Raw genomic sequence first — 24336 nt, 5'->3', positions numbered from 1 at the left:
TGCCCCCTGGCTAACGTGAGAGTGCTGACCATCGACGAGAGGCCCCGCGGTGACCGACGACGTTCACTCGAAAGCATGACAACGACGCGGGCGATGGTGCTGCGCGGCTTCGATCGGGGATTCTCCCTGGAGGACATCACCCTCGACGGCCCGCGGCCGGACGAGGTGCTGGTGGAGATCGCCGGCGCGGGCATGTGCCACACGGACATGCTGCCCCGCGACCCCGAGATGGGGGCGGCGCTGGCGCCGATCGTGCTGGGACACGAGGGAAGCGGTGTGGTGACGGAGGTCGGCACGGCGGTCACGGGGATACGCCCCGGCGACCACGTGCTGCTCAGCTTCGCCTCCTGCGGCGCCTGCCGCGAGTGCCTCCAGGGCGGCCCGGCGTACTGCGAGGAGTTCGAGCTCCGCAACGTGAGCGGCGGATATGCCGACGGCAGCACGAGCGCGGTCGACGCCGAGGGCCGGCCGGTGCGCAACCGGTGGTTCGGCCAGTCCTCCTTCGCCCGCCACGCGGTGGTCGCCCAGCGTGACGTCGTGGTGGTCGATCCCGACCTGCCGCTAGCACTGCTAGGCCCGCTGGGCTGCGGACTTCAGACCGGCGCGGGTTCCGTGCTCAACGAGATGCGGCTGGCCCCGGGGCAGTCGATCGCGGTCTTCGGCGCGGGCCCGGTCGGGCTGGCGGCGGTGATGGCGGCCAAGCTGGCCGGGGCGAGCGACATCGTGGTGGTCGACCTTCTCCAGTCACGCCTGGAGATGGCCACCGAGCTGGGCGCCACCCGCACCTGCCAAGCCGTCACCGACGAGGTGCGCGGCATGGACTTCAGCCTTGAGACGACCGCGGTGGAAAAGGTCATCGGCGACGCGATCGCCGTGCTGGGACGACGGGGCAAGGCAGTGCTGGTCGGCGTGGGCGCCGGGATGCTGACGGTGCATCCCTCGCAGCTGGCCGGCCGCACGGTCACCTACACCCTCGAAGGCGGCTCGGTCCCGAAGGTCCTCCTGCCCCGGCTGATCGAGTTCTGGCGGGACGGCCGCTTCCCGTTCGACCGGCTCATCCGCACCTATCCCCTCGACGACATCGACGCCGCCGAGCGCGACTCGCTTTCCGGCGCGACGATCAAACCCGTTCTCCTGCCCTGACAAAGGAGCATCCATGTCCTCCGCCATCGCCGACATCGTGTCCGCGGACGCGCTCGACTTCGCCGCCGACGGCGCCTTCGACGTGATCAACCCGGCCACGGGCGAGGTTTTCGCGCAGGCGCCCCAGATCGGCGACAAGGCACTCGACCTGGTCTTCGCCACGGCACAGGACGCCTTCCAGAGCTGGCGGCGGGACGAGGGCGTCCGGCGGGCGGCCCTGCGGGCGGCGGCCGACGCGGTCGAGAAGCGGGCCGACGAGCTGGTCCCGGTGCTCACGGCGGAGCAGGGCAAGCCGCTCAACGACGCGTTGGAGGAGATCGGCGCGGCGGCGGCCTGGCTGCGCTACTACGCCGAACTCGAGGTGCCCCGCGAGGTGATCCAGGACGACGCCGTGGCGTACCAGGAGGTCGTGCGCAAGCCGCTGGGCGTGGTCGCCGCCATCACGCCGTGGAACTTCCCGCTGGCGCTGGCCTCGTGGAAGATCGCGCCGGCCCTGCGGGCCGGGAACACGGTGGTGCTCAAGCCTTCCCCGTTCACGCCGCTGGCCACGCTGGCCCTGGGCCAGGTCCTGCGCGACGTGCTGCCGGACGGCGTGCTCAGCGTCGTCACCGGCCGCGATCCGCTCGGCGCGGCCATGGTCGCGCATCCGGTGCCCCGCAAGGTCAGCTTCACCGGATCGACCGCCACGGGCAAGAAGGTCGCCGCCTCGGCCGCCGACGACCTCAAGCGCGTGACGTTGGAACTCGGCGGCAACGACCCGGCGATCATCCTGCCGGACGTCGACGTCGCCGCGATCGCGCAGGACCTGTTCTGGAGCGCTTTCCGCAACAACGGCCAGGTCTGCCTGGCCGTGAAGCGGGTCTACGCGCACGAGTCCATCCACGCCGAGCTGGTCGACGCCCTCGCCACCATCGCCGCGACGATCAAGGTCGACGACGGCGTGGTCGCCGGCGCGCAGCTCGGTCCGATCAACAACCGGCCGCAGTTCGCCCGGGTCAGCGAGCTCGTCACCGACGCCCTCGGCCGTGGCGCCCGCGCGGTCACCGGCGGCGCTCCCCTCGACCGCCCCGGCTACTTCTATGCCCCCACCATCCTCGACCACGTCGACGACGGCATCCGCATCGTCGACGAGGAGCAGTTCGGGCCGGTGCTGCCCGTGATGTCGTACCGGGACGAGGCCGACGCCCTGGCCCGGGCCAACCGCACCAACTACGGCCTCACCGCATCGATCTGGTCCGGCGACGCCGAGCGCGCCTTCGCGCTGGCCACCGAGGTCGACAGCGGCCAGGTGACCATCAACAGCCACGGCGCCGGCGTCCGCCCCAATCTGCCGTTCGGCGGCCACAAGTGGAGCGGCCTCGGCGTCGAGAACGGTCCCTGGGGCCTGTACGGCTTCACGGAGCTCCAGGTCCTCGCCGGTCCGCCGCGCCGGAAGTGATCGGCCATGGCGGACTCGGACCGATTTGCCCTCACGCAGCCGCGGTGGACCCACATCGCACTGCCGACCGGTGACCTGGCGAAGGCCATTGCGTTCTATACGGAACTGACGCCGCTGGTTGTCGTCGCGCAGTTCGAGGACGACGCCGGGGAAAGCGCGTGGCTGTCGAACGCCCAGCAGACGGAGACGCCGTTCGTGCTGGTCCTGGTGTCGTTCAAGGAGACGGCCGGTGGTCAGCTGGGCCTGCTCAAGCCGTTCGCGCACATCGGTATCGAAATGCCGAGCCGGTCCGATGTCGACAGCATCGCGGATCGGGCCCGCGAGATGGGTGTGCTGCACTGGGAGCCGCAGTACGTGAACGAGCAGGTCGGCTACGTCTGCGCGCTCCGCGATCCCGACGGCAACACCATCGAGTTCTCCCACGGGCAAAGGGTGTACGAGCTGGTGCGCAAACTCTGGGATTCCCGGTGACGATCCGGTGCCGTTGTTCGGAGCAGGCCGATTGTGTGATCGGCCTGCCCGACGGCCCACCGGAGCTCGTGAGCGACAACACGCTGCTGGCCGTCCAGCAGTACAAGCTGACGCCGCACCCAACAGCGCCGGCTCCGAGATGACCAGGCAGCGCCTCAAGGAGGTGGCCGCGCTCAACGCCAGGGTGCCTCGCCGGTTCATCCGAACCTGGGTGCGCGTCCTGCCCAGCACCAGCGCAGAGGTGCAGGCGGCCGGCTTCACGTTCTGAGTCCCGGCGCGACCTCTTCACGCTAGAGGTCGATGACGACCTTGCCGTGCACGTGCCGGCTGGCCTGGAGCTCGGCCGCGCGGCGGATCTGCTCGACCGGGAAGCTCGCCGCGACAGGCACCCCGAGGTGGCCCGCCGCGACCAGACGGGCGATCTCGTCCAGGGCGCCGACAGCGGCGTTCGCGCCGTTGGCTGTCGACACGCCGTCGACCTGCGCGGCGATGGCGCAGATGCGGGCGTCCGGGACGCCGAGTTCCCGTGCGGTGTGGACCGTGTCCGTCCCATGCAGGTCGATGGCGGCGGTGACCCCGTCGGGAGCGAGGGCTCGGACCCGGTCGGCCAGGCCGTCGCCGTAGGCGACGGGCTCGGCTCCGAGATCGCGCAGGAAATCCGCCGATGTCGCCGATCCCGTCCCGATCACGCGCGCCCCCGCGATCCGGGCCAGCTGGACGGCGAACACCCCGACCCCGCCCGCCGCGCCGCCGATCAGCACGGTGTCGTCCGGACCGGGGTCGATCACGGCCAGGGCGGCGGATGCCGTGCGGCCGGCGATCGCGAGGGTGGCGGCGGTGCGGTCGTCGACGCCGTCGGGGGTGTGACAGGCCTCGTTCGCCGCGACGCCGCCGGCCGCATCGACCACCACGAAGTCGGCGACCGCGCGGGACAGGGCGCCCCCGAACACCCGGTCGCCCGGGGCGAAGCCGGTCACCCCGGCACCGACCTGGTCGACCACTCCCGCGTAGTCGGTCCCGAACCCGACCGGCAGGCTCAAGCCGAACCGGGCGGCGGTGTCCGCGTCGGCGGTCATGATCCAGTCCATCGGGTTGAGACCGGCCGCGGCGACCCGCACCCGGACCTGCCCCGGGCCGGCCTGCGGCGCGGGAATCTCACGGACGTCGAGGACTTCGGGGCCGCCGAACGAATCGAGCTGGACCGCTCTGCTGCTGGCCGTCGACGGGCGATCGCTTGGTTGCCGCATGTGCGCCTGTCTCCTTGTGACCGAGGGAATGTTGAAACGGACTATGCTCCGTTTCCATGGATGACCCTAGCACAACCGGAGCGTGATCCGTTTTGAGTGAGGCGGAGACACGCGCGCCACGGGCGGACGCCACCCGCAACCGCGACCAGCTGCTCGCGGTGGCGACCCGCATGTTCGGGTCGGCCGACGCCGAGCCGTCGCTGCGGGCGATCGCCCGCGAGGCCGGGGTCGGCATCGCCACCCTCTACCGGCACTTCCCGACCCGCGAATCGCTGGTCGACGCGATCTACCGGGACCAGGTCGCGCGGCTGACGACCGGCGCCCGCGAGCTGCTCGGCCGGCTGCCCCCGGCCACGGCGATGCGACGCTGGATGGACATGTTCGGGGACTGGATCGCCACCAAGAACGGCATGCTCGACACGCTGCTCGCGATGATCGAGTCAGGCGAGATCGCCCATGCGCAGACCCGGACCGAGCTACTGGCGGCCATCACCATGATGCTCGACGCCGGCCGCGCGGCGGGCGATCTCCGCTCCGACGTCACCGCCGACGACATCGCCGCCTCCCTCATCGGCATTTTCACCGTGGCCCCCCGGCCCGAGCACGAAGCCAAGGCCGGCCGTCTGCTCACCCTCCTGATGGACGGCCTCCGGCCGGTGTGAGCCCGGATCGTCGGAGTTCGGGGCAGCGCCCACAGCCGGGGCAAGCCGCGTTCGTGCGTGAGCTCCTCACACTGTCATCCTATCGACGACATCTCACTTGTCATCATTTGGACGACATGCTACAACTGTGGTGCGCGTTGACACCAGACGAAGGACGTGGAGGTGGAACGATGTTGATGCGCACCGATCCGTTCCGGGAGTTCGATCGGCTGGCCCAGCAGGTTGTCGGCGCGGCCACCCCGGGGACGTGGTCCCGTCCGGCGGCGATGCCGATGGACGCCTACCGAACGGGCGAGGAGTTCGTGGTGCACTTCGATCTGCCCGGTGTCCATCCCGAGGCGATCGAGTTGGACGTCGAGCGCGACGTGCTGACCGTCAAGGCCGAGCGCCGTCCGCTGCACGGCGCCGAGAACGTGCAGACCCAGGTCGCCGAGCGTCCGCTGGGGGTGTTCTTCCGCCAGCTGTTCCTGGGGGAGGCGCTGGACACCGAGCACATCGCCGCCCAGTACGAGCTGGGCGTGCTGACGTTGCGAATCCCGGTGGCGGAGAAAGCCAAGCCGCGGCGGATCGCCATCGACAACGCGAACGCGGAGACCAGGCAGATCAACGCCTGACACCCGGCCCCGCACGAGCCGGAGGTGACGCGATGACGACGGAGTCCGTAGCCGACGACCGGGTGGGTGACGAATTCCTCGACCTCCTGTGCGCCGACGACGAACTGGTTCGCGCCGAGTTCGACGCCATCATCGCGGCCGAGTGGTCCACGCCGCCGGATCCGGCCGAGCCTCGCCCGGCCGCGATGCCACCGTCCGACGTGCCGCCGACTCTGCCGGCACGCCGTGGCCGGCGCGGCACGGTCGATCGACGTTGGCCCCGAGCCCGGTCGCCGCCGGAACGCGTCCTGCTCGGCAGACGAGGCCAGGGAGGTGATGCTCGATCGACGATGTGGTGACGCGACGGGCGGGCCGACGGCCCGCCCGTCCTCCTGAATCCGAATGATCAACCACTGGCGAAAGGAACGCGGGGTGCACAGCGCGCCGAAGCTGGCCGACAGCCCCATCGAGGCTCGGCGCACAGCCGACCTGACCGAGTTCACCTGGATCGACGCCGACACCTTCGATCGCGGACTACGCGCGTACGTGACCGCCGTCGCCCGCGCGCTCGGCGTCGGCGAAGAATCGAGCACGGTGGACAGCACCGTCCCGGCATCTGCCTACCTGGCACTCGACGGGACACCACCGGCTTTCCCCGACCGCGAGCTGGCCCTGCTCTGGGACGAACGCCACGGCTGGGCCGCGGCCGTGGAGACGCATTCCGGCGGGGATCTCCTCGTTCTCGGTTATCTGGACCCGGCACACGGCGCCACACCTCCGCCACGGGTGCTCGTTCGGTTCGTCGATGCGCTGCGCGCCGGTCGGAGCGTCGGCCGCGCCGACCCGCCGGACCTGCCCGGCCTCGACCGCCGGCACGCCGGCGTCGTGCTCGCCGAGCGCTACCTCGAAAGCTGGTCGGACAACGCCCACGGAGGGGGGAACACGCTGTCATGACGGTGGTGGACGACACCGTCCAGGACGTCGCCGTCGACGAGGTCGCAGCCGAGGACATCCTGCCGTTGGCCGTCGACTTCGACGTGGTGCTGCGCGGTTTCGACCGCTATCAGGTTCAGCGCCATCTGCACGCGGTCGACGCCGACCTTCGACTGCTGACGACCGACCGGGACGCCGCCGTCCTGCGGGCGGACGACCTTGCCCGGCAAGTGGAGGCTCAGCGCCGCGAGATCGCCGACCTCCGGTCGAGGCTCGATCGGGTCTGCCGAGCCCCGGTGGACACCGAAGGATTGACGGAACGGTTGCGGCGCATGGTGGAACTCGCCTGTGCCGAAGCCGCCGAGATCACGTCGTCGGCCCGGGCCGCGGCCGACCAGAGCTGGCAGAGCACCCGGCTCGCCACTGCCCGCCTGCGCGAGCGGTGCGACCGGCTCGCGTCCGAGCTCGACGCTCGACGTCGCCAGATGGAGCACGAGCACCAGGAACTGCTGCGGCAGGCTCACGTCCAGATGCGGGCCATCGCCGAACGGGCCGCCGCGCGCCGAGCAGAACTCGACGAGCGAGCCGCCGTGCAGCGCAGGCTAGTCGAGGACGACTTCCAGATCGCGATGGCCGCGCGTCGCAAGGAAACCCTGGCTGATCTGGCCGCACTCCGGGCGTCCGCCCATGCGGAGGCTGACCGGTTACTCGCGGAGGCACGCGATCGGTCCCGTCGGCAGATCGCCGATGCCCGACGTCAGGTCGACGACCTGATCGCGCTGCGGCAGCGGATCGCGGCCCAGCTGCGGTCGGCCGGAGAGCTTCTCGAGCAGTCGTGCGGACTACTCCAACCGCTTCCCGGGGAGACGCCGGTGTGACTGCCGCGAACGGCCCGATGGAGCTCGCCGCGGACATAGCCGGCCAGGTGAATCGACCTCTCGGCGCCGAGAGGTCGCGTGGCCGTCGGGGGCCCGCGTGCCTACCCCACGACCTTCGCCAGCCCGGCCGGAACCGCGACCTGGCGATTTTCCGTCGCTCCTTGGCAATTCAGGAACTGTCACCCCTCACCACCGGTCAGTAGCCTTCGCAGATGCTTGTTGTCGCGCCAGTCCTCATCGGCATCGCATACGCTTTCGTCCTGTCCCTCCTCCGCGAACCGGCCAGGCGGCGGTTCAACGCCATCATGGTCGCCGGCGCGGGAGCGGCTTATCTGAGCAGCGGCAGCTTCGGGCCTTGGGAGTTCGTTTTCACCGCCGCGGTCACCTACTGCGCCTACCGCGGGCTCGATTCGTACACATGGATCGGCGTCGCCTGGTTGCTGCACACCGTCTGGGATGTCCTGCACTATCTGCGTGGCGCCCCGATCATTCCGTTCTTCTCGCATTCGTCGCTGGGTTGCGCGATCTGCGACCCGGTGATCGCCATCTGGTGCCTGCGTGGCGGACCTTCGCTGCCCAGCCTGACCAGGTCCTGGTTCGCGCGGCGCCCACTGCGTCGCGACACCGGCCGACAACACCGATCGGACGAGCCGGAGCGCGGCCTTCCGTCAACCGGCTGAAGGATCGGCTTGCCCGTTCGGCGATCTCACCGGTCCCCGGCCAATTCGCCGATTGCCGCGGTCGCCCGTCGGCGTGATTCCGCCGACGGGGCTGACGTTGGTGGTGCTCGTGCCGAAGAAGAGCAAGTCACCTGTTCACGCTGGTCAGAGGTAAATATGGGCTCAACCAGAGGTGCCGTCGAGGTGCAGGGACTCGCCGGCGAAGATGCCCAGCTCCTCGCGGTGGGACTGATGTTCAGCACCCGCATGGGCCTCTACCTGGGTGGATAGATGAGCCAGCTGGCCACCAGACCGGCGTTGTCCCGGATCTGTCCCGCAAACACGGCGAGCCGGGACGCAGCCAGCGAACCCTACCGTGTCAAAGTTGCAACGCCTCGCCGCTGACCTGCGGCAATCCCCATCGCCGCAGGTCAGCGGCATCTTTACCGCCTCGTTGCGACCGCTTCCGACGCGTTCCGCCAGGTTCCCGTCTCCACATTTTCGCCAAATGATCATGCTGCGGCGGCGGACCTCAAGCGTCCACTGTTGGCGACGCCAGAGTCGTCGCCAAGTAGCGCGCCCGCCCGCCGACGCCGGGGCGTCGACCACCACAACGGATCACCCTGCAAGGAGAACACCCGTCTCGCCAAACACCACCGCCGAAGGCGCTCGCCGCCCGCCCCGCCACGACGAACATCGAGCAGGCGAAGGCTCACACAGGATGACGTACACCAAATTTCTGCGTAATCGAGTTGGTGACCGTTCAGGCACTCCGCGTGCACCTCGTTCGTCCGCAGCGCAAACCCGTTGTCGCCGCTCCAGTACGAGGTGTTCGCGCCAACTCCAGTGTCAGAACAACCCCGCGATGAAGTCCCGCAAGCCGACCAGCTTGGGATGGTTTTGCGGCAGACGGCGCTCGTAGTGTGCCAGACACCGCCGGGCTAGCTGGGCCGCGTCGATCCGCTTGCCGTCCATCGCAAGCACCTGTGCCAGATTGTCGACCAATCGAATGACGTCGGGGTGATCAGGACCAAGCCTGCTCTCGTTTTCGGAGATGCTGTGCCGCAACAGGGCGCCGGCCTCGGCGAGCTCACCGCATCTGTAGAGGACAGCTCCGAGGTTGTTGCGCGCGCTCGAGGCGAGTGCTTGTTGGCTAGGATCGGCCGCGACCGTTGCGAGGACTTCCCGGAAAAGCTTCATCGCTTCCTCGTGGTGGCCGAGCTGGAACATCGTCAGGCCGACGTTGTTCCGACCGATAGCCGCTTCTGTACTGTCAGGGCCGAATCGACAGATCTTGTCGTGAAGCAACTCGAAGTGGAGCTCCGCTGCCTCCTCAAGCCAGCCAGCGGACCGCATCGCGTCGGCCAGAAGATCACGGCTGACGAGGGTGTCCTCGTGGACTGCGCCGAGCGACCGTGCCCGTCGCTCCGACACGTCTTGGAGCAACGCCAGGCCCTCTGCGTGCCGATCGAGTCGAACGAGTGCAAGCCCGAGGAACGATGCGGTCCCCAGGGTGTCCGGGTGGTCTCGGCCCAGCCGCTGGTCCTGACCGATGAGAGCGTCGCGGAGCATCGCCTCGGCCAATTCCAAGTTCCCCACGCGGTACTGGAGATTGCCCGCGACGTACAGGGCGGTGAACAGGTCCGGATGGTCCGATCCGAGCGTGAAGTGGGTCAGCTTGACGACGTGGTGTTGCAACTCAGCTGCGACTTGCAGGCGCCGCTGGTCGTGCGCGAGGTGGTTGACGATCAACTGAATCGCTTTGATCGTTTCTGGATGGGCCTCGCCGTACCTGTGGAGCATCGCCTCGAAGTGCCACTTTGCCCCCGTGAGCCCGCCGAGGGTAAACACGATCTCCTCGGGCACGGATTCGGTCCGCTCAGTCTGCTTGCGCCCTCGCCGGAATTCCATGGCTCCCCTCCCCAGCTCACCTTGGCACAGCGAGACAGAACCTGCCGCTCAAACACCGGAATGCACCCAGCTAGCCCAAACACTCGGCGGGTAGTCGCGGTAACGCAGCAGTACCTCGTGCAGCATCATGGCGGCCCGCTCGGGTGCCGGCGGCATCCCGATGGCAGCTATCGCGGTCTCGAAGGCGACCGCGATCTGCGACGCTATCCGGTCGTTGAGCTTCCATTGAGTGGCCACGACGCTCGGGTAGCCGGCAAGCTGAAAAGCGCCAGCAAGATGCAGGGCCTCATCGGGAAGGTACGCGGCACCGCGGGCGGTGTGGCATGCGGACAACACTGCGAGGCGGGCGTGCGGCAGGTGCGTCTGGGACACCTCCAACACCGAGAGCGGCTCCCCGTGCAGGAGCAGCTTGCTCGCTGATGGGTCCGAGGCATCGTAGACGCCGTGGCACGCGAAGTGGACGTAGCCGTGACGCCCGAGCGCGTCGAGAACACGTACGGGCGTGGCTTCCGCGCCGAGGATCGCCGTCGCCTGCCAAAGCTCAGCGACAGCGGTGGCTTCCCTTTCCGCATACGGGAGGGGTGCGGCGGACGCCGGCTCCGGCACGGCCACCGTCACCATGCCCGGCGCCCGTGCCGGCCGAGCCGCGGCGGCGCGGGCGTGTCCGAGTGCCCGGATCGTAGGGGTGTAGGACGAGATGACGCGATCCATGACCGTTCGACCCGGTGTCCCAGCAGCGTGCAGCGGCAATGACGTCAACGGCCCACCAGGGCACCACCAGACGCGGCCGCCACCGTAGCCGAGCCGGTCCAACTGGTCGAGCACCGGGCCGGTGACGGATTCATCCAGCCAGTTCAAGACTTCAGCCAGAGCCCGTCCGCTTTCCTGTTCGCGACCGCGTTCGTAGGCCGCGTCGAGAACCTCGGCGCATCTATCGGCGTTGGCTGCGGCGACGTCGTATGTCAGGCCAGACAACGGGATGGCCGTGACCTTGCCCTCTACGAGCACCAGCGCGTCGCACCGGAAGCTACTCACGTTGAGCAGGACAACCGGTCCCGGGCCGGCCCACTCGTGTACCTGGGCCACCGTCGGCGGCAGCAGGAACTGCTCGAAACCGGAGACCGCCCGGATCTCGTTCAGCAGCTGGTCGCGTGCTCGCGCTGTCGCGTGTCTCCGCTCGCTGTCTTCGGGGGCGACATCGAGTGTCGCGAGCTCTTCGTCCAGCCGCGCGAGCCGCGCGGCGGCTTCTGGCATACGGCTGCGCAACTGGCCGAGCTCGCCCCGTGTGTCGAGGATCTGGCCAAGCAGCACACCGCGGCCCTGTTCCAGCCAGCAGACGGCGCGATCTGCGTCACCCACCTGGAGCGCACATGCCGCCGCGTTCGCGGCGAGCCCGCTTAGTTGGGCGATCGTGCGTTCCCGATCGGCGCGCGAGAGCCGCCTCGATGCCACTTGCGGCAGCAATGACATCGCCAATCGGGCCGCTTGGAGCGAGCCCGGCCAGTCACCAAGCCTGATCGCCACGTCCACCCAGTGCCCGGCAGCCAGTATCCGATTCCGGGGGGAGTTCGCAATGTCGGCTGCGGCCGCAGCGAAAGCCCCCGCCGCAGACCACAAGGGGCCCGTGGTGCCGACGCGGTCATGCTGGACGAGCAGGAGCCTCGCGTATGAGCGGCGGTATTCGGCGCGGTCCGAGTCGGTCACCGGATCGGCTCGCACGGCCCGCCCGAACGCCATGATGGCGTTGTCGAGGGCAGTCAGGTCACCCGTCCGGTCAAACGCCAGCCGCCAAGCGCGCCCCAGAACACCAAGGCAGCTTGCGCGCCCCGGAGCGCCTGGCGGCAACTTGTCAAGCAGGTCATGCAGGAGGTTCAGCGCTTCCTCCAAATCGCCGATGCCGCCTCGCAGCTCGTGCCGCAGTATGAGCGCGTTGGCGAGCACGAGCGCTTGTTCCCGATGCACGTTGCCAAGTTGGATCGACTCGCGAGCGTATGCGACGGCTTCGTCTATGACTTCTGGAGCCCCGGTGCGGTGAAAGTAATCCTGGAGCGTCGTGCTCAGAAAGCTCACTGAGAGCGCACGTGACGACGCCCTGGGGTAGAGCGTTAGAGCCTCGCGTAGCGCTCCGATCGCCTCCCGCAGCGCGTTCAGGTCGTTGAAGTAGGTGGTTCGTGCCCGCAACACGATAGCCAGGTTGTTCAGCCGTGCCGGGTGCTCCGGGTCGGTCTCAGGCGTCCAAGCCAGCACCTGACGAGCATTGTCGATCGCGTCCTGGAGCAGTTCGGGGTCGCCAGTGACCAGGAATTCGCGGTGCAGTGCCGCGCCGAGGCTCACAAACCGACTTGCGCGGTCCCCTGCGTTCTCGACAGGAAGCTCGACCGCACGCCGCAACCGGCGGAGGCTTTCATGCACATCGGCCGGGTCTCCGGTCGCCTCGTAGCGATATCTCCACAGCACGCCGGACGCCTGGATCAGCTCGCCGCTGAGCGGATGGTCGTCGGGGAAGGCCGCGGCAGCCTCGTCCGCCGCCGCGATTGCGGACTCCAGCAGTGTGGCGTCGGTGAGCGGCACTGGCAGTTCGATCCGGCGGCGCGACTGCCGCACGATATTCACAAGCTGGCCGAGCCGTCTCGACCCGGTATCGGCGCCGGCTGCCGCCTGGTAAGCCCGTATCGCTTCGTCCAGGTCGCCGATCTGCCCGTCTCGGTCGAAGCGGTCGACCAATGCCCTGGCGAGTCCATGGTTCAGGTCGGCCAGGGCACTGTCACGCGGCAATGCGTTAGCCAAGGTGTACCGGCTGATCTCGATCGATCGCTCAAGCTTGGCTTGATCGCCGTCGAGCTCGTAGCCGTGCAAGGCCATCCTGGCCAGCTGCGAAACTTGATCAGTTCTGATCGAGCCCGAACGTGCGAGCTCCAGAAGCACCGATTCGGCCTCTACGAGGTCGGGTCGGTTCCCAACCGCCTCGAACCGGCCCAGTAGGACTGTGGCGAGGTTGCCGCGTTCGGCCCTGCTGTCCCCACAAAGGCGCGCTAGCGCAACTGCACGATCTTGTTCACGGACGTCACCGGTCTGGCCGAAGCGCTGGACGCAGGCCGCTATTTCGGCGATGAGCGTGGCCGGGTCGGCGTCATGCATTTCGTCCCCCTGAGCTCGGCATCACCCTAGGATCTCCAACTGAGAGCTGGTGGACAACGGAGGCACACGAGTGAGCGACACACCAGGCAGGCACGACGAACGGCGCTTCGGGGTGCTCTGTGCCTTGTTGTCGGAGGGGCGAGACCCGTTCGCCGCAGCGGGTCCGATACGCAAGTTGGCCTGGCAGAGCGCGGTGGCGGTCCGAAACGGGGGGTCGCCATCGGATCTGGCCAGCGACCTCGACAACCTTGAGGACCTACTGTTGAGAGCTGGCTACCCCGCTGGTCTCAGCGGCGTCCGCTCCATCCCATCGGCGCTGCCGGGCCTCGGCGGCGGTCACCCCCAGCTCGAGTTCTTCGGTTGCCCAGCCGCGACCTGTCTACGCGTCGAACCGCTCGACGGAGACGTGCCAGTGTGCCCAGTGCTGGACAAGCCGCTACGACGGCTTCGACTCGGTGACTCATGAGCAAGTTCCTCGAGACGTTGGCCGGAAAGTTGGCCGATCGGTGGCTCACGTTGCTTGTGCTACCTGGCGCTCTCTACCTCGTGACCGCGATCGCCGCTGCAAGCCTTGGCCACGACGGCTGGTACCGCGTCGACGTCCTGTATCGGGACCTGACGAAAATCGCGGCGGAGCCGGCCACCCGCAATCCCGGCACAATCGCGTTGGCCCTCGCTGGCGTGCTGGCAACTGCGGCTGCGCTGGGCATCCTCGACCAGGCGCTCGGCTCGATGTTCCACGCAATCTGGTTTGGGTCCTCGCGCGGTCCGCTGACCCGTGCGCTGACTCGCAGGCGCGTCCGCCGTTGGGACGCCGCGAACGAGCGTGTGCGGGAGGCATCCGTCGCGGCCGCCAGGGCGCAGGTGGCGGACGAGCCTGACGCAGCGGCGTTGTTGCGAACAGCCGAAGAACTGTCCGCCGCCCGCAACGCCATCAGCTTGGTTCGCCCTGCTAGGCCATTCACTGCGGGCGACCGACTTGCGGCGGCCGACCAACGGGTGTTGAAGCACTACGGCCTCGACCTGGTATCGGCGTGGCCCCGCTTGTGGCTGGTGCTGCCGGACGCGTCCCGGGCGGCGCTGCAGGAGGCCAACGCTGCAGTCACAGCCGCCGAGCGCCTGGCCGGCTGGGCGGTGGCATACCTGGCGCTCACCACGCTGTGGTGGCCCGCGGCTCTAATTGGTGTGGTGTGCCTGACGGTGGCGTGGCGCCGTGCCACCTCAGCTGCGGCAGTCCTGGCCGACTTGGCCGAAGCTGTCATCGACATCCACGGTCGGGCGCTCGCCGAATCCCTCGGCATCTCGTCCGAGGGGCCGTTCGGCAAGGAAACCGGTGCCGCGATCACGGCCGTTCTCCGCAAGGGAATATAACCGGAACCGGCCGATGACGGTCGTCCCCGCGCAGGCGGGGGTCTTCCGTCGGCCGGTGAGAAGGGTGGGAAGGGTGGGTCGTCCCCGCAGGCGCGGGGTTGTTCCTTGGGGCTACGGCGGAACCGGGCCAGGCACCCTGTCGTCCCCGCGCAGGCGGGGTTGTTCTATCGCCGCGCCGCTCCAGGCCGGGTACCCCGGTGTCGTCCCCGCAGCAGCGGGGGACTTACTCGACTTCCGGCTGCCCACCGAACTCGACGCTGGTCGGCGCACCATGGACCTCGGTCAGCAGAGTTGTGGAAAGCTTGCGGTCAGTCGAGCGGTGCGAGGCGAGCGCGGATCGTGCCGTCACGCTCGATTGCGTACCATCTGTAGTTCACCAAGACGGCGGCGCACACGTTGGGGTCACGGGTATCGGCGTCCACGGACACACTGGAACTGCCGAACGCGAACTGGTGACTGTCCATACGGTCCCCGCACCCGCCCGTCCGGCGGCTTCCATCCAGAGGTTGTAGCCGATGACGTAATCGTCTGCGTCGGCCAAGTGGTCCGGCAACACGACCGGGACGGTCGCGGTGATCGCCACAACGTCCTCAGGGGTGAGCTGCGCTAATCCATTGGTGCTCTCAACCTCGGCGAGAGTTACGACGTCCTGCGGCACCCATCCGGGGCGACGCCGTCGGAGAGGCGGACGGGACCGGGTCGTCGATGGACACAATGAGTCCTTCAGAGCCGGTGGACGTGGGTTGAGTGCCGATCTGTCTGAGGTGAGGCCGCGTCACGTAGTCAGCCTCCGTTGCCGACCGGGTTCGAGGCCGCTCCGCATGCTGTCAACGGCGATGTGCAAAGCCCTCGCGACGGACAACGCAGGCCACCCGACGATCACACCGCGGGCAGTCCGCAGCCTCATCTGCTTGACCGGTTTCGGCGGATCTCTTTGCCACGAAAGGGGATATTCCCCTAACCGGTTCCGTCGGCAACCGGGGGCGGCGGTCTGCGATCGCCAAGGGTCTTAGCAGCGGTTACACCTCGGTCACGAGGTCCCATGTCCACCGCCATCCGCCGATGCTGTACCGCCCCTCCCGGTCGGGCTCGACACGTTCGGCGACGGCCCCGCCGTTGCTGTGTCCAACGTCAGCAAGGTGCCGATCGGCTTGAGCTCCTCGGGCAGGTCACGCAACGAGAACACCACGAGGTGCCCTTCGGGTCGGGTCGTGGTGGGGCCGGCGAACAGCGCCGAGTGTGTGCCCTCGGTGAACGGGTGCAAACGAGCGGCAAGGTTAGTGTCCATTCCGGACAGTACGGTGGAGAGGTCGGCCAGCAGGGGCGCGGGCCGGGTCCAGGTGCGCGGGTCGGAGGTGATGCCGGCCCGCTGGTAGGTGACGGTGATGGCCTTGTCCAACACCGCCCGGTCGGGTGCGGTCAGTTCGCTGCCCAGGAGCACAGCCAACATCGTGTGCAGGAACAGCGAGCGTCGGGTGAGTCCGTCGGCGGGTGCGGTGCGGCGGCCGTCGGGGCGGGTGTGGACGGGCAGGTCGAACGGGTTGATGCACACCTTGGGCGCGCCGAGGTGCACGTAGGCGCCGCCCACGGCGGCGGCGAGGCGGGCGTACTCGTCCTCGGGGTCGATGACGTGGATCTCGACACCGCGGTAGAACGAGCGCAGCAGCTCCAGCTTGACCAGGTAGCTCTTGCCCGCACCGGAGCGCGCGAGGATGACGCTGTTGTGGTTGTCCAGCGTGAACCGGTCGTGGTGCACCAGGGATTGGCTGCCGATGTTGAACCCGTAGAGCACGCCCGCCGGGGCGCCGACCGCGGTCGGGTCCGGGGGTGGCAGGTCGGGGCTGGTGAACGGGAACGCCATCGACAGCGCCGCCGAGTCGAAGGTCCGCTGCAACCCGACCAGATCCAGGCCCATGGGCAGGGTGGTGACCCAGCCCTGCAGCGACCGGTAGGTGCAGGGTTTGGCGTCCATCAGCAGCGACGCCGCCAACGACCGGACGGCGGCGACCTCGTCGGCCAACGCCTTGTTCCCCACCGCGTGCACCGTGAGGTAGAGCCCGACCCGGAACAGGCGGCCCTCGCCGCGGGCGACTCGTGCGGACAGGTCGTAGGCGTCCTCGGTCGCGGCCTCGACCTCCGGGTCCAGCAGCCGGCCCTTCTCCGAGGTCTGCCGACGCCCCGATTCCAGCTTGGCCAACTGACGTTTGAGTCGGCTGGCGGCGGTCACCGGGTCGACGGGTTCGATGTGCACGCTGACGTCGAGCCGACCGGGGTAGGTCAGCAGCGGCTGCAGCCAGCCGGCGTAGACCTCGCGGGGATAGCCGGTGATCGCGAAGGTGGCGACGTGTTCGCCGCCGATCTCCAGGTGGCGTGCGCCGACGGAGAGCGCGTCGGGGGTGAAGGCACTGGTCATGCCAGCTCCTCCGAGTCAGGGTCGGCGGGTAGGGCGGTGGGGCCGAACGCGGTGGCGTCCCAGTCGGTGTCCGGACTGGTGGTGATCACGTCGTCCGCGCCGGCCATGCCCGCGGTGGGCGGGATCAACGAGTCGGGGTTGCAGGAGGCGGCGAGCACGGCGGTGGCCTGGCCGGCGTCCAGCGCGGTGATGGTGATGCCGCCGGGTGCGAGCAGCTCCACTGCCTCAGCCAGCCGGCCTTCCGCGGCGCGCACTGTTGCCTCGTCGATGCGTTCGGGCCGCCGGGACCGCAGCACTCGCGTGACCGGCGCCGTCCCGGCGGGCAGGACGGGTTCGCGCAGGACCAGCAGGACCTGGCGGCGGAGCAGGTCGGTGGTCGCGGCGAGCTGGGTCAGGTAGTCGGCGTGCTCGTGGGCGGCGTGCTCCAGCGCGGGATGGGGTAGGCCGGCCGCACTCGCGCGGAGGTCGGTGATCTGCGCGGAAAGGTCCATCCGCTCGGCGCGCACGAGGATCTGCACCGGCGCGCTCAGCGAGTGCAGGTAGCGGCCGAACACCACGACCAGGCCCTCTTGTTCGGTGGCGGTGTTGAGCTGGAAGTTGACCGTGCCGCACGTGGCGACGACGACGAGGCCGTCGCGGCCAAGGTCGATCACTCCGGCTTCGGTGACCGATCGAGCCGGCAGCCGCAGCGGTGCGGGGGACACAGTCGAGTGGCTGGTGTCGGCGGCGGTCAGCCATGCCGGGGCGGGGCGGACGCCTTCGGGGGCGGCGACGCGGTGCTGCGGGGTCAGCCGCTGCCGCACTGCGGCCCACAACAGCCGGTCCAGGCTCAGGCCGTCGCGGCAGCCGAGCACCACGAAGGTGGCCGCGCCGCCGATCGGGATCGCGAACACGAGGAACACCGCGATCGGCAGCACCGTTCTGGTCGCGAGGTAGCCGCCGTAGAGCACGATCCCGGCGACGGTGAGGATGAACAACTGGCGGGCGGTGAGGCTGCCCAGCACACGGTCTTCGCGGTCGACGTCGGCCGGGATGCGGACGGGATGGCTCACTTCTCACCTCCGGACGGAGCCGAGGAACGGCGGCTCGTGGGCGCACGGAACTGCATGGCGGCGGGCTTCGGCGCGGGCTGTGTGACGGACGGTTGCGTGGGCTGTGAAGCGGGCCGGAACACCGGCGGCGCGGGTGTGTGGGTTCGGGCGCGACGCTGGACCGGTGCCGTCTCAGGTGCCGCGAACGTCACCGGCGCGGGCACGATGGCGGTGTGTGTGACGGGTGCGGGCGATGGCGGTGGCGGGACGGGCGGTACGAATCGCAACTCCGGCGGCACGGTCGCCGTGCGCATCGGCGGCAACGGTGGCGTGGAGGGACGGGCTGTGCGGAAGGTCAGCGGTGGCGGCGGGCTCACCGGGCGTGGCGGTACGACGGGGTTCTGCGGCTGCTCCGGCGAGCGGAACGTCGTCGGTGCCGGCGCGGCCGAGGCGTGCCGGGTGGCCAGGTCGTGCGTCGGTGTCTGCGCGGCGGCCTGTTGGAAGCGCGCGGGGGTGACGGTCGAGGGTGGTTTGTGGTGGGCTCGTTCGCTGGTCTGCCACGCTCGGGTGCGTTGTTCGATCGCGGACAGGCTGCGCGGTCCGTCGACGCCGTACCAGGCGTGGATCTTGCCCGGCCACGCCGGATCCGGCGGCGGCCGCCAGGTGCGCCGCGCTCTCTCCCCGGCCGACAGTTGCGCGGGCCGGTTGGCTATCGCGCCGAACACCTTGGCCATGAGCAGGCTCTTGACCATGCTGCCGACCAGAGTCCGGCCGCTGTTGAGGCGGACGGCGCCGAGGATCCAGGTCGGGATGCGGTAGAGGATGTAGAGCAGTGCGAGGCACAGGAGGATGTCCAGCAGCCCGCCACCGGCGAACAGGTTCACGATCCGCCTCCTACGGGCGCGAGGAACACTCGGATCGCGACCACCAGGACGAGTGCTTGGGCGATCTGGATGGCCAGCACGGCGGCGAACGAGCGCCACCACCAGCGGGCGATGCCGTCGGTCTGCGGCAGGGCGTGGCAGGCCAGACACAGCGGCGCGACCACCACGAGCCCGAGCGTGACGACGGCGCGGGTCACGTAGGACACGAGCAGGCCGATCAGCAGCACGACCGCGCCGAGACCGAGCAGCAGGAACAACACGTTGCCCGTGCCCAGCGCCTGTGTGAGCAGGATGTTCGCCAACGCGCCGGTGGCCTGCGACGCGGCGATGTCCTGGCCGAGCACGGCTTGGGCGAGCGCGTTGGCCAGCACGATGGCCTGGTCGGCGGCCCACAGCGACAGCCCGGAGACGCAGAACGCGACCAGAAGGCGTGGCAGGATCTCCTTGAGGCCGCCCCGGGTCTGCACGCTCGCGTGCGTCATCACGACGATCCCGCCGAGGATCACCAGCAGCACGTAGCCGGCGAGCACCAGCTGCCATGAGTTCGTCCACAGTGGTCCGATCTGCGGTAGCGACTCGATCGACGGCGTGGACAGCAGCGTCTGGCCCAGCAGGTCCAGCAGCGGATGCAGCGCGGCGGTGAGGATGCCGGCGAACCAGGAGTTGATCGCCTCCACCGCGCAGCCGCCGACGTCAGCGAGCCAGCCGCCGATTCCACACGAGTCCGCGCCGCTGTCGCCGCCCGCGCTCGGGATCGTGGACAGCGGTGGCGTCGGGGTGGGTGTCGGGAGGCAGCCGATGCCCGAGCACGAGGTCGTCGTGCTCGGCGGCGGCGGGATGCCGGGCAGCGTCGGCGTCACGGTCGGCGCCGTCGGGGCACAGGCCGGCAACGGCAGGCTGGTCGGGCAGCTGTCCACCGGGGGCGCGGTCGGCGCCGGTGCGGCCGCCGGGGGCTCGGCTGCCGCGGTCGCGACCGCGGCTCCGATCAGGACGGTCGCCAGCCCGAGGGCGAGGCCGGCGACTACCCAGCGTCGTCGCTGCGGCGTGCCGCGAGAAGATGAGGTCGGCACGGGTCAGCCCCCGACGAAGCTGCCGAGGATCTGGACGATGATCGGCGCGAGCAACGCCAGCAGGTAGCCCTTGCCCGCGTTGCGGAGCGCCTGCTTGCCTTTCTCGGCCTCGCCCGGATCTCCGCCGGCGGCGAGGTAGCGGACCGCCCCGTAGGTGAACATGAGCGTGGCCAGCGCCACCAGCAGACCGGTCAGCCAGACCTGGATGGCGCCGAGGACGTCCTTGATCGAACCCGCCGCCGCGATCACCGTGGTCGTCTCCGCAGCGGCCCGGGCCACCACGGCGACGAGCCCGACCACCACCGCACCGGCGATCGCCGCCGCGCGCGGCCACCCATGCCGGTGTTGGTGATTCATCGGGCCGATGAACGCCTCGGCCGGTGCAGGCTCGCCGCGGCTATCGCGCACCGAGTGGCGTGAGGAACAGGTCAGGCGCATGGGGGCACCTCCGGAGTCCGGGCGTCGTGCGACCTTGTGCCGCATTCCTGAACTCCGACTCCGGGCACCTTCTTGGACTTCTCCGCCGACGGTTTCTCGACGGTGATTCCGCCGCGCAAATGGCGGGCCAGCCGTTTCTCGGCGCGCTCACGCGCCTTATACGTGGCCCACCGACTGGGCCCGTGTTCTTCAGCCCATTTGCCGAGCGGGGTCTTGTCCAGACGGGTCGCGCCGATCAACTCCGCCTCGGCCGCAGTCAGGACGCCGTCGGCGACCGCCCGGGCCAGCACCAGGTCGGGATGACCGACCGGCACGAGCGGCTCGGCCGGCAGCCGTCCCGGATCGACCGGGACCGGGCCGGCCAATGCCGCCATCAGCGCCTCATGGCCCGCGCGGTAGGCGCTCCACCGCAAACGGAGCATGATCCGCGGGCGCTCCAGGTCGATGCTGGTCAGCGCGGTCAGGAAGCCCACGAGGACCTCGTCAGCGATGTCGCTGGGGTCGCCGACGAACCGCGCCGACAAGGTCGCCGCGATCGCCGTGAGCGCGGGCAGCGCGACGCCGGTCGCGCCGACGGTCCAGGTCGATCCCTGCTCGCGGGATCGGCGCACGAGACTCGCCCAGACCTGGTCGCGCGTGGCCTGCGGACAGGACCGGGCCAGCAGGCGGTCGCGGACCTCGTCCAGCGCCAGCAGACGGTCGGGCAGGTGATCGAACAGGCGGCCGTCGAGTTGGACCGGGTGCGTGCCGGTGACGAGAAGGGCGAACGCGTCGCGGACGACGTCGAGGGAGTTTCGGAACTCGCGGTCAGGTGGTTCGTAGGCCATCAGGGTCTCCTGGATGCGGTCGAACAGAACGGCACCCAGTTCACGGAAAGCCCTATTAGGGAATTACTTGCCCAACCGACGGTCGCCGGCATGATTGCTTAGGCAGTTATTAGGGCCTACCCAACCCGTCGATCGGGCGAGCGTTCGCCAGTCGATCACTACAAGCGCTTTCACCTGCCGAAACGTAGCTACTAGTAGCGCCCTAGTAGCACAACTATGGCCGCGAACAGCCAGGTCGGCGCGCTCGAAGAATTTCTTCCGGGAATCTCGTCGTCCAATACCGGGACGGGACGAGGAGTTCAGGGACGTCAAGAGGTTCGACACCCGAACTCCGGAGGTGACCGGGCGTGGCATCACGGTTTCTCGTCCGATGTGACCGGCCCCCACGAGGGCCCGTATTCCGCTCACACGGCCGCCCGCCGCTATGGTCCAGGCGCGGCGACTCGATCGGGCCGGGCACGACCGTCTGGCCGTGCGGCGACGACTGGCTGACCACCGCGGTCGCCAAGACCGTCACCACCTACACGGCCCCGGGCGACCGCGTGCTGCTCCAGCCGGCCGGCCTGGCTCCGGACCTGGGCGGCAGGTACGTGCCGCTCGGCGACGCCGCGTGGACTGTGGTCCGCCTAGGCCGCAGCGTCGTCGCCGAGACCGTTTCCGATTTCGACGGTTTCACGCTCGTTCTCGCGGCCGCTCATCCCGGCCCCCACCAGATCCCCGACACACACCGAATCGCGCGTCTTCTTCGGCCCGGTGGTGTTTTTGTTGTCCTGACGCATACCGAGGAGATCGACGGGCATCTTCGGGACCGGACCCCCGCCATCATTCAGTCCGCTCGCGCCGCAGGTTTGCTGTATCACGACAACATCATTCTGCTGAGGAACTCCGCCGAGACCCACACAGACCTGTTGGTCTTCAGCACAGCGGCGAGGTCCTCCGATGAGTGAGCCGAGCGTGCCGTCCACCGGGTCGGTGTGGCGTTGCGGCGAGGTGCCCGTCGACAGCCAGTTCGATGCCGTCTACGCACCCCGCACTCGGACCGACCGTGCCGGCATGCCGCCGGCGGTCGCCGCGCACGCGCTGACCCGCTACTGCCGACGCGGTGACCTCGTGCTGGACCCCGATTGCGGCGCCGGCACCACCCTGACCGAGGCGCTCCGCGGCGGTCGGCACGCCGTCGGCCTCACCGCCGACCGCCGCCTGTGGGAGATCGCCCGGGCCAACGTCACCGCCGCAAAACGCGCCGGGGCGATCGGCGACGGCACCGTCCTGGCCGGCGGCACCGCCGTCCTTTCAGGCATCGGCGGCGCTGGGCTGATCGGGAGGGTCGCCCTCGTGCTGACCACGATCCGTAGCCGCCCCGGCTCCGGTCCAGCATCCACAACAGCTGTGGACAACCTCGCCGACACCCTCTCGCGCTGCGTCCCCCTGCTGCGCCCCGGCGGCCACGTCGTGATCACCGCCCGACCTCACCGCGTCGACGACGAACTGGTCGACCTGCCGGGCCTGATCCTCACCGCCGGACGGGGCGCTGGGCTTCGCCCCGCTCAACGCCGCGCCGCCCTGGTCGCCAGGACGACACTTTCTCGGGTCGCGCCCAAAAACCGACGTCCCCGAGACGGCCGGCTGCGGGTCATGCGGGTCGCGCACCATGACATCGTCGTCCTCCGCGCGCCCGACCGACCCGCGCTCGCCGCCGCGCGGCTCCCCCGCGAGCTGCGCACCGGGCGCCTGCTGCACGACCTGGAGTGCGCCGAGCTGCTGCGGTGCGCGGCATGACCGGCACCCCCGGGCCCGTCATCGGGTCGGTATGCACCGGCTACGGCGGACTAGACCTCGGCGTGCTCGCCGCCCTCGGCGGCGGCCGCATCGCGTGGTGCGCCGACCCCGACCCGCACATCACCCAGATCCTGGCCACACGCATGCCCGGCGTGCCCAACCACGGCGACATCCGCGCCCTCGACTGGGCCTCCGTCGAACCCGTCGACGTTCTGGTCGCCGGCTTCCCGTGCCAAGACATCTCCGCCGCCGGCAAGCGCGCGGGCATCGAACGAGGAGAACGCAGTGGCGTGTGGACCGACATCGTGGCCGGAATTCGCGTACTACGACCCGCGCTCATCGTCGTGGAGAACGTCGCCGCCCTCCGCTGGAAAAACGGCGGGCTTCACCGCGTACTCGGCGACCTGGCCGCCACGGGGTATGACGCGGCATGGCGTAGCGTCCGCGCCAGCGACATCGGCGCCCCGCACCGCCGCGAACGCGTGTTCCTGCTCGCCTGGCGCCGCGCCATCGTCGACGACAGGCCTGCTGCCCACCCCGACCGCGCACGACGGAACCTTCAACGGATCCAGCGGAGCGCAACGACAGGGGGGCCATTTCCTGCTGGACCAGTTGCGGGTGTTGCCAACGCCGGCAGCTTCGCGGCCGAACGACTTCGAGGACCCGGCGCAGTGGTTGGCCCGGAGGGAGCGGCAACAGGCCCGCGGGATCAACGGGAACGGCATGGGCATGCCCTTGTCGATCGCGGTGCGACTCCTGCCGACCCCGACCGCGCCGGACGCCAAGAACTGCACCCACGCCGGCCAGAACGGAGGCCCGTCTCTCCCTCACGAGGTGCGGCTCCTTCCGACACCACGAGCCTCGGACACCGGAACCAGCGGACGCCACGCGGGCAACGGGTTCCGACCACCGCTGTCCCAGCAAGTCCTCCCACTCGTGGTCCCGAACGCTCTGCTGCCGACGCCGCAAGCAACGGACGACACGAAGGGCTGCCCGGCCCAGCGTGGTTCGAAGGGCGATCTGATGTTGCCGTCGGCAGTGATGGAGACGCTGGCGCTCACCACCCACCGGTCGACTGGGGCATCTACACGCCCGCGATCCACCGCTGGGAACAAGTCCTCGGCCGCCACACCCCGCACCCGACCGAGCTCGGCCGCCACGGCCGCCCGGTCCTCGGACCGGCGTTCGTCGAACACCTGATGGGCCTACCGCCCGGCTGGGTCACCGCACTACCAATCCCGCGCACCGCCCAACTCCGAGCCCTCGGCAACGGCGTTGTCCCACAGCAAGCCGAGGCTGCGTATGCGGCGCTGCTGGACGACCTCGCCGACCTTTGCGGCAATTTCGCTTCTGACGCATCGAAGGGGCGTGCGCGCAATGCCTCGTAGCCTGACTATGCCCGTTCATCCGTTTGGGGAGCTCCGCTCGGCGGTTACACCGCCCTACGGTG

General features: G+C 69.5%; 22 protein-coding genes and 1 pseudogene. 14 read left to right on the top strand and 9 right to left on the bottom strand.

The window, feature by feature from the left end; genetic code table 11:
- The first annotated feature begins 75 nt into the window (after window positions 1–75).
- From AB0M73_RS16205 to AB0M73_RS16190, 4 genes are all read left to right on the top strand, one after another.
- Complete coding sequence (locus AB0M73_RS16205; RefSeq protein WP_363891395.1) at window positions 76–1143, top strand: NAD(P)-dependent alcohol dehydrogenase; 1068 nt, start codon at window positions 76–78, stop codon at window positions 1141–1143.
- A gap of 13 nt (window positions 1144–1156) precedes the next feature.
- The gene (locus tag AB0M73_RS16200) at window positions 1157–2581 is read left to right on the top strand and encodes an aldehyde dehydrogenase family protein (protein ID WP_363891394.1); all 1425 of its coding nucleotides are present in this window, start codon (window positions 1157–1159) and stop codon (window positions 2579–2581) included.
- Window positions 2582–2587: 6 nt separating this feature from the next.
- Window positions 2588–3052 carry a VOC family protein gene (locus tag AB0M73_RS16195; RefSeq protein ID WP_363891393.1) on the top strand — a complete coding sequence of 155 codons (465 nt, stop codon included), beginning with the start codon at window positions 2588–2590 and terminating at the stop codon, window positions 3050–3052.
- 139 nt (window positions 3053–3191) lie between these two features.
- The gene (locus AB0M73_RS16190) at window positions 3192–3320 is read left to right on the top strand and encodes a hypothetical protein (protein WP_363891392.1); all 129 of its coding nucleotides are present in this window, start codon (window positions 3192–3194) and stop codon (window positions 3318–3320) included.
- A 22-nt stretch (window positions 3321–3342) separates the two neighbouring features.
- Here AB0M73_RS16190 and AB0M73_RS16185 read toward each other — a convergent pair whose 3' ends face one another.
- Window positions 3343–4299 (bottom strand): NADP-dependent oxidoreductase, encoded by a 957-nt coding sequence (locus AB0M73_RS16185; protein WP_363891391.1) that lies wholly within the window; start codon window positions 4297–4299, stop codon window positions 3343–3345.
- A gap of 92 nt (window positions 4300–4391) precedes the next feature.
- Here AB0M73_RS16185 and AB0M73_RS16180 point away from each other — a divergent pair, with 92 nt between their 5' ends.
- From AB0M73_RS16180 to AB0M73_RS16155, 6 genes are all read left to right on the top strand, one after another.
- Window positions 4392–4961, top strand: coding sequence for a helix-turn-helix domain-containing protein (locus AB0M73_RS16180; RefSeq protein WP_363891390.1), 570 nt, complete (start codon window positions 4392–4394; stop codon window positions 4959–4961).
- A 170-nt stretch (window positions 4962–5131) separates the two neighbouring features.
- Window positions 5132–5575 carry an Hsp20/alpha crystallin family protein gene (locus AB0M73_RS16175; protein WP_363891389.1) on the top strand — a complete coding sequence of 148 codons (444 nt, stop codon included), beginning with the start codon at window positions 5132–5134 and terminating at the stop codon, window positions 5573–5575.
- Between the two features lie 32 nt (window positions 5576–5607).
- On the top strand, window positions 5608–5913 hold the full coding sequence (locus tag AB0M73_RS16170; protein WP_363891388.1) for a hypothetical protein: 306 nt from the start codon (window positions 5608–5610) through the stop codon (window positions 5911–5913).
- 73 nt (window positions 5914–5986) lie between these two features.
- Window positions 5987–6508: a DUF6292 family protein gene (locus tag AB0M73_RS16165; RefSeq protein WP_363891387.1), complete on the top strand. Its 522-nt coding sequence runs from the start codon at window positions 5987–5989 to the stop codon at window positions 6506–6508.
- Complete coding sequence (locus tag AB0M73_RS16160; protein WP_363891386.1) at window positions 6505–7365, top strand: metallopeptidase; 861 nt, start codon at window positions 6505–6507, stop codon at window positions 7363–7365. The genes AB0M73_RS16165 and AB0M73_RS16160 overlap by 4 nt, the downstream gene beginning before the upstream one ends.
- A gap of 212 nt (window positions 7366–7577) precedes the next feature.
- Complete coding sequence (locus AB0M73_RS16155) at window positions 7578–8045, top strand: DUF6010 family protein (protein WP_363891385.1); 468 nt, start codon at window positions 7578–7580, stop codon at window positions 8043–8045.
- A gap of 828 nt (window positions 8046–8873) precedes the next feature.
- On the opposite strand, the gene AB0M73_RS16150 is transcribed toward AB0M73_RS16155, so the two are convergent.
- Together AB0M73_RS16150 and AB0M73_RS16145 are read right to left on the bottom strand one after the other, a co-directional pair.
- Complete coding sequence (locus tag AB0M73_RS16150) at window positions 8874–9935, bottom strand: tetratricopeptide repeat protein (protein ID WP_363891384.1); 1062 nt, start codon at window positions 9933–9935, stop codon at window positions 8874–8876.
- Window positions 9936–9983: 48 nt separating this feature from the next.
- The gene (locus AB0M73_RS16145) at window positions 9984–13073 is read right to left on the bottom strand and encodes a CHAT domain-containing protein (protein WP_363891383.1); all 3090 of its coding nucleotides are present in this window, start codon (window positions 13071–13073) and stop codon (window positions 9984–9986) included.
- A 462-nt stretch (window positions 13074–13535) separates the two neighbouring features.
- On the opposite strand from AB0M73_RS16145, the gene AB0M73_RS16140 reads away from it, so the two are divergent.
- Window positions 13536–14444, top strand: a complete 909-nt coding sequence (locus AB0M73_RS16140) for a hypothetical protein (RefSeq protein WP_363891382.1) — start codon at window positions 13536–13538, stop codon at window positions 14442–14444.
- Between the two features lie 1123 nt (window positions 14445–15567).
- Here the strand turns inward: AB0M73_RS16140 and AB0M73_RS16135 are convergent.
- The 6 genes and pseudogenes from AB0M73_RS16135 to AB0M73_RS16110 all read right to left on the bottom strand — a co-directional run.
- Window positions 15568–16857: pseudogene (locus tag AB0M73_RS16135) on the bottom strand (DUF87 domain-containing protein); the annotation flags it as partial.
- Window positions 16854–17909 carry a PrgI family protein gene (locus AB0M73_RS16130; RefSeq protein ID WP_363891381.1) on the bottom strand — a complete coding sequence of 352 codons (1056 nt, stop codon included), beginning with the start codon at window positions 17907–17909 and terminating at the stop codon, window positions 16854–16856. The gene AB0M73_RS16130 and the pseudogene AB0M73_RS16135, both read right to left, overlap by 4 nt.
- On the bottom strand, window positions 17906–18772 hold the full coding sequence (locus AB0M73_RS16125) for a hypothetical protein (RefSeq protein WP_363891380.1): 867 nt from the start codon (window positions 18770–18772) through the stop codon (window positions 17906–17908). The genes AB0M73_RS16130 and AB0M73_RS16125 overlap by 4 nt, the downstream gene beginning before the upstream one ends.
- Window positions 18769–19842, bottom strand: coding sequence for a hypothetical protein (locus AB0M73_RS16120; protein ID WP_363891379.1), 1074 nt, complete (start codon window positions 19840–19842; stop codon window positions 18769–18771). Before AB0M73_RS16120 ends, AB0M73_RS16125 begins: the two co-directional genes overlap by 4 nt.
- 3 nt (window positions 19843–19845) lie before the next feature.
- Window positions 19846–20199, bottom strand: a complete 354-nt coding sequence (locus AB0M73_RS16115) for a pilin (RefSeq protein WP_363891378.1) — start codon at window positions 20197–20199, stop codon at window positions 19846–19848.
- 71 nt (window positions 20200–20270) lie between these two features.
- Entirely contained in the window at window positions 20271–21107 is an 837-nt protein-coding gene (locus AB0M73_RS16110) for a hypothetical protein (RefSeq protein ID WP_363891377.1), read from the bottom strand.
- A gap of 542 nt (window positions 21108–21649) precedes the next feature.
- Here AB0M73_RS16110 and AB0M73_RS16105 point away from each other — a divergent pair.
- Genes AB0M73_RS16105 through AB0M73_RS16095 form a run of 3 tightly spaced genes read left to right on the top strand, consistent with a single transcriptional unit; the run spans window position 21650 to window position 24274 of the window.
- Window positions 21650–22054 (top strand): hypothetical protein, encoded by a 405-nt coding sequence (locus AB0M73_RS16105; RefSeq protein ID WP_363891376.1) that lies wholly within the window; start codon window positions 21650–21652, stop codon window positions 22052–22054.
- Window positions 22047–22886 (top strand): DNA methyltransferase, encoded by an 840-nt coding sequence (locus AB0M73_RS16100; RefSeq protein WP_363891375.1) that lies wholly within the window; start codon window positions 22047–22049, stop codon window positions 22884–22886. Before AB0M73_RS16105 ends, AB0M73_RS16100 begins: the two co-directional genes overlap by 8 nt.
- The gene (locus AB0M73_RS16095; protein ID WP_363891374.1) at window positions 22883–24274 is read left to right on the top strand and encodes a DNA cytosine methyltransferase; all 1392 of its coding nucleotides are present in this window, start codon (window positions 22883–22885) and stop codon (window positions 24272–24274) included. The genes AB0M73_RS16100 and AB0M73_RS16095 overlap by 4 nt, the downstream gene beginning before the upstream one ends.
- Window positions 24275–24336 lie beyond the last annotated feature (62 nt).

The organism is Kutzneria sp. NPDC051319, assembly GCF_040682195.1.
GTDB lineage: Bacteria > Actinomycetota > Actinomycetes > Mycobacteriales > Pseudonocardiaceae > Kutzneria.
The sequence above is the reverse complement of the archived record's forward strand: the minus strand, read 5'-3'. Positions and strand labels throughout refer to the sequence as shown.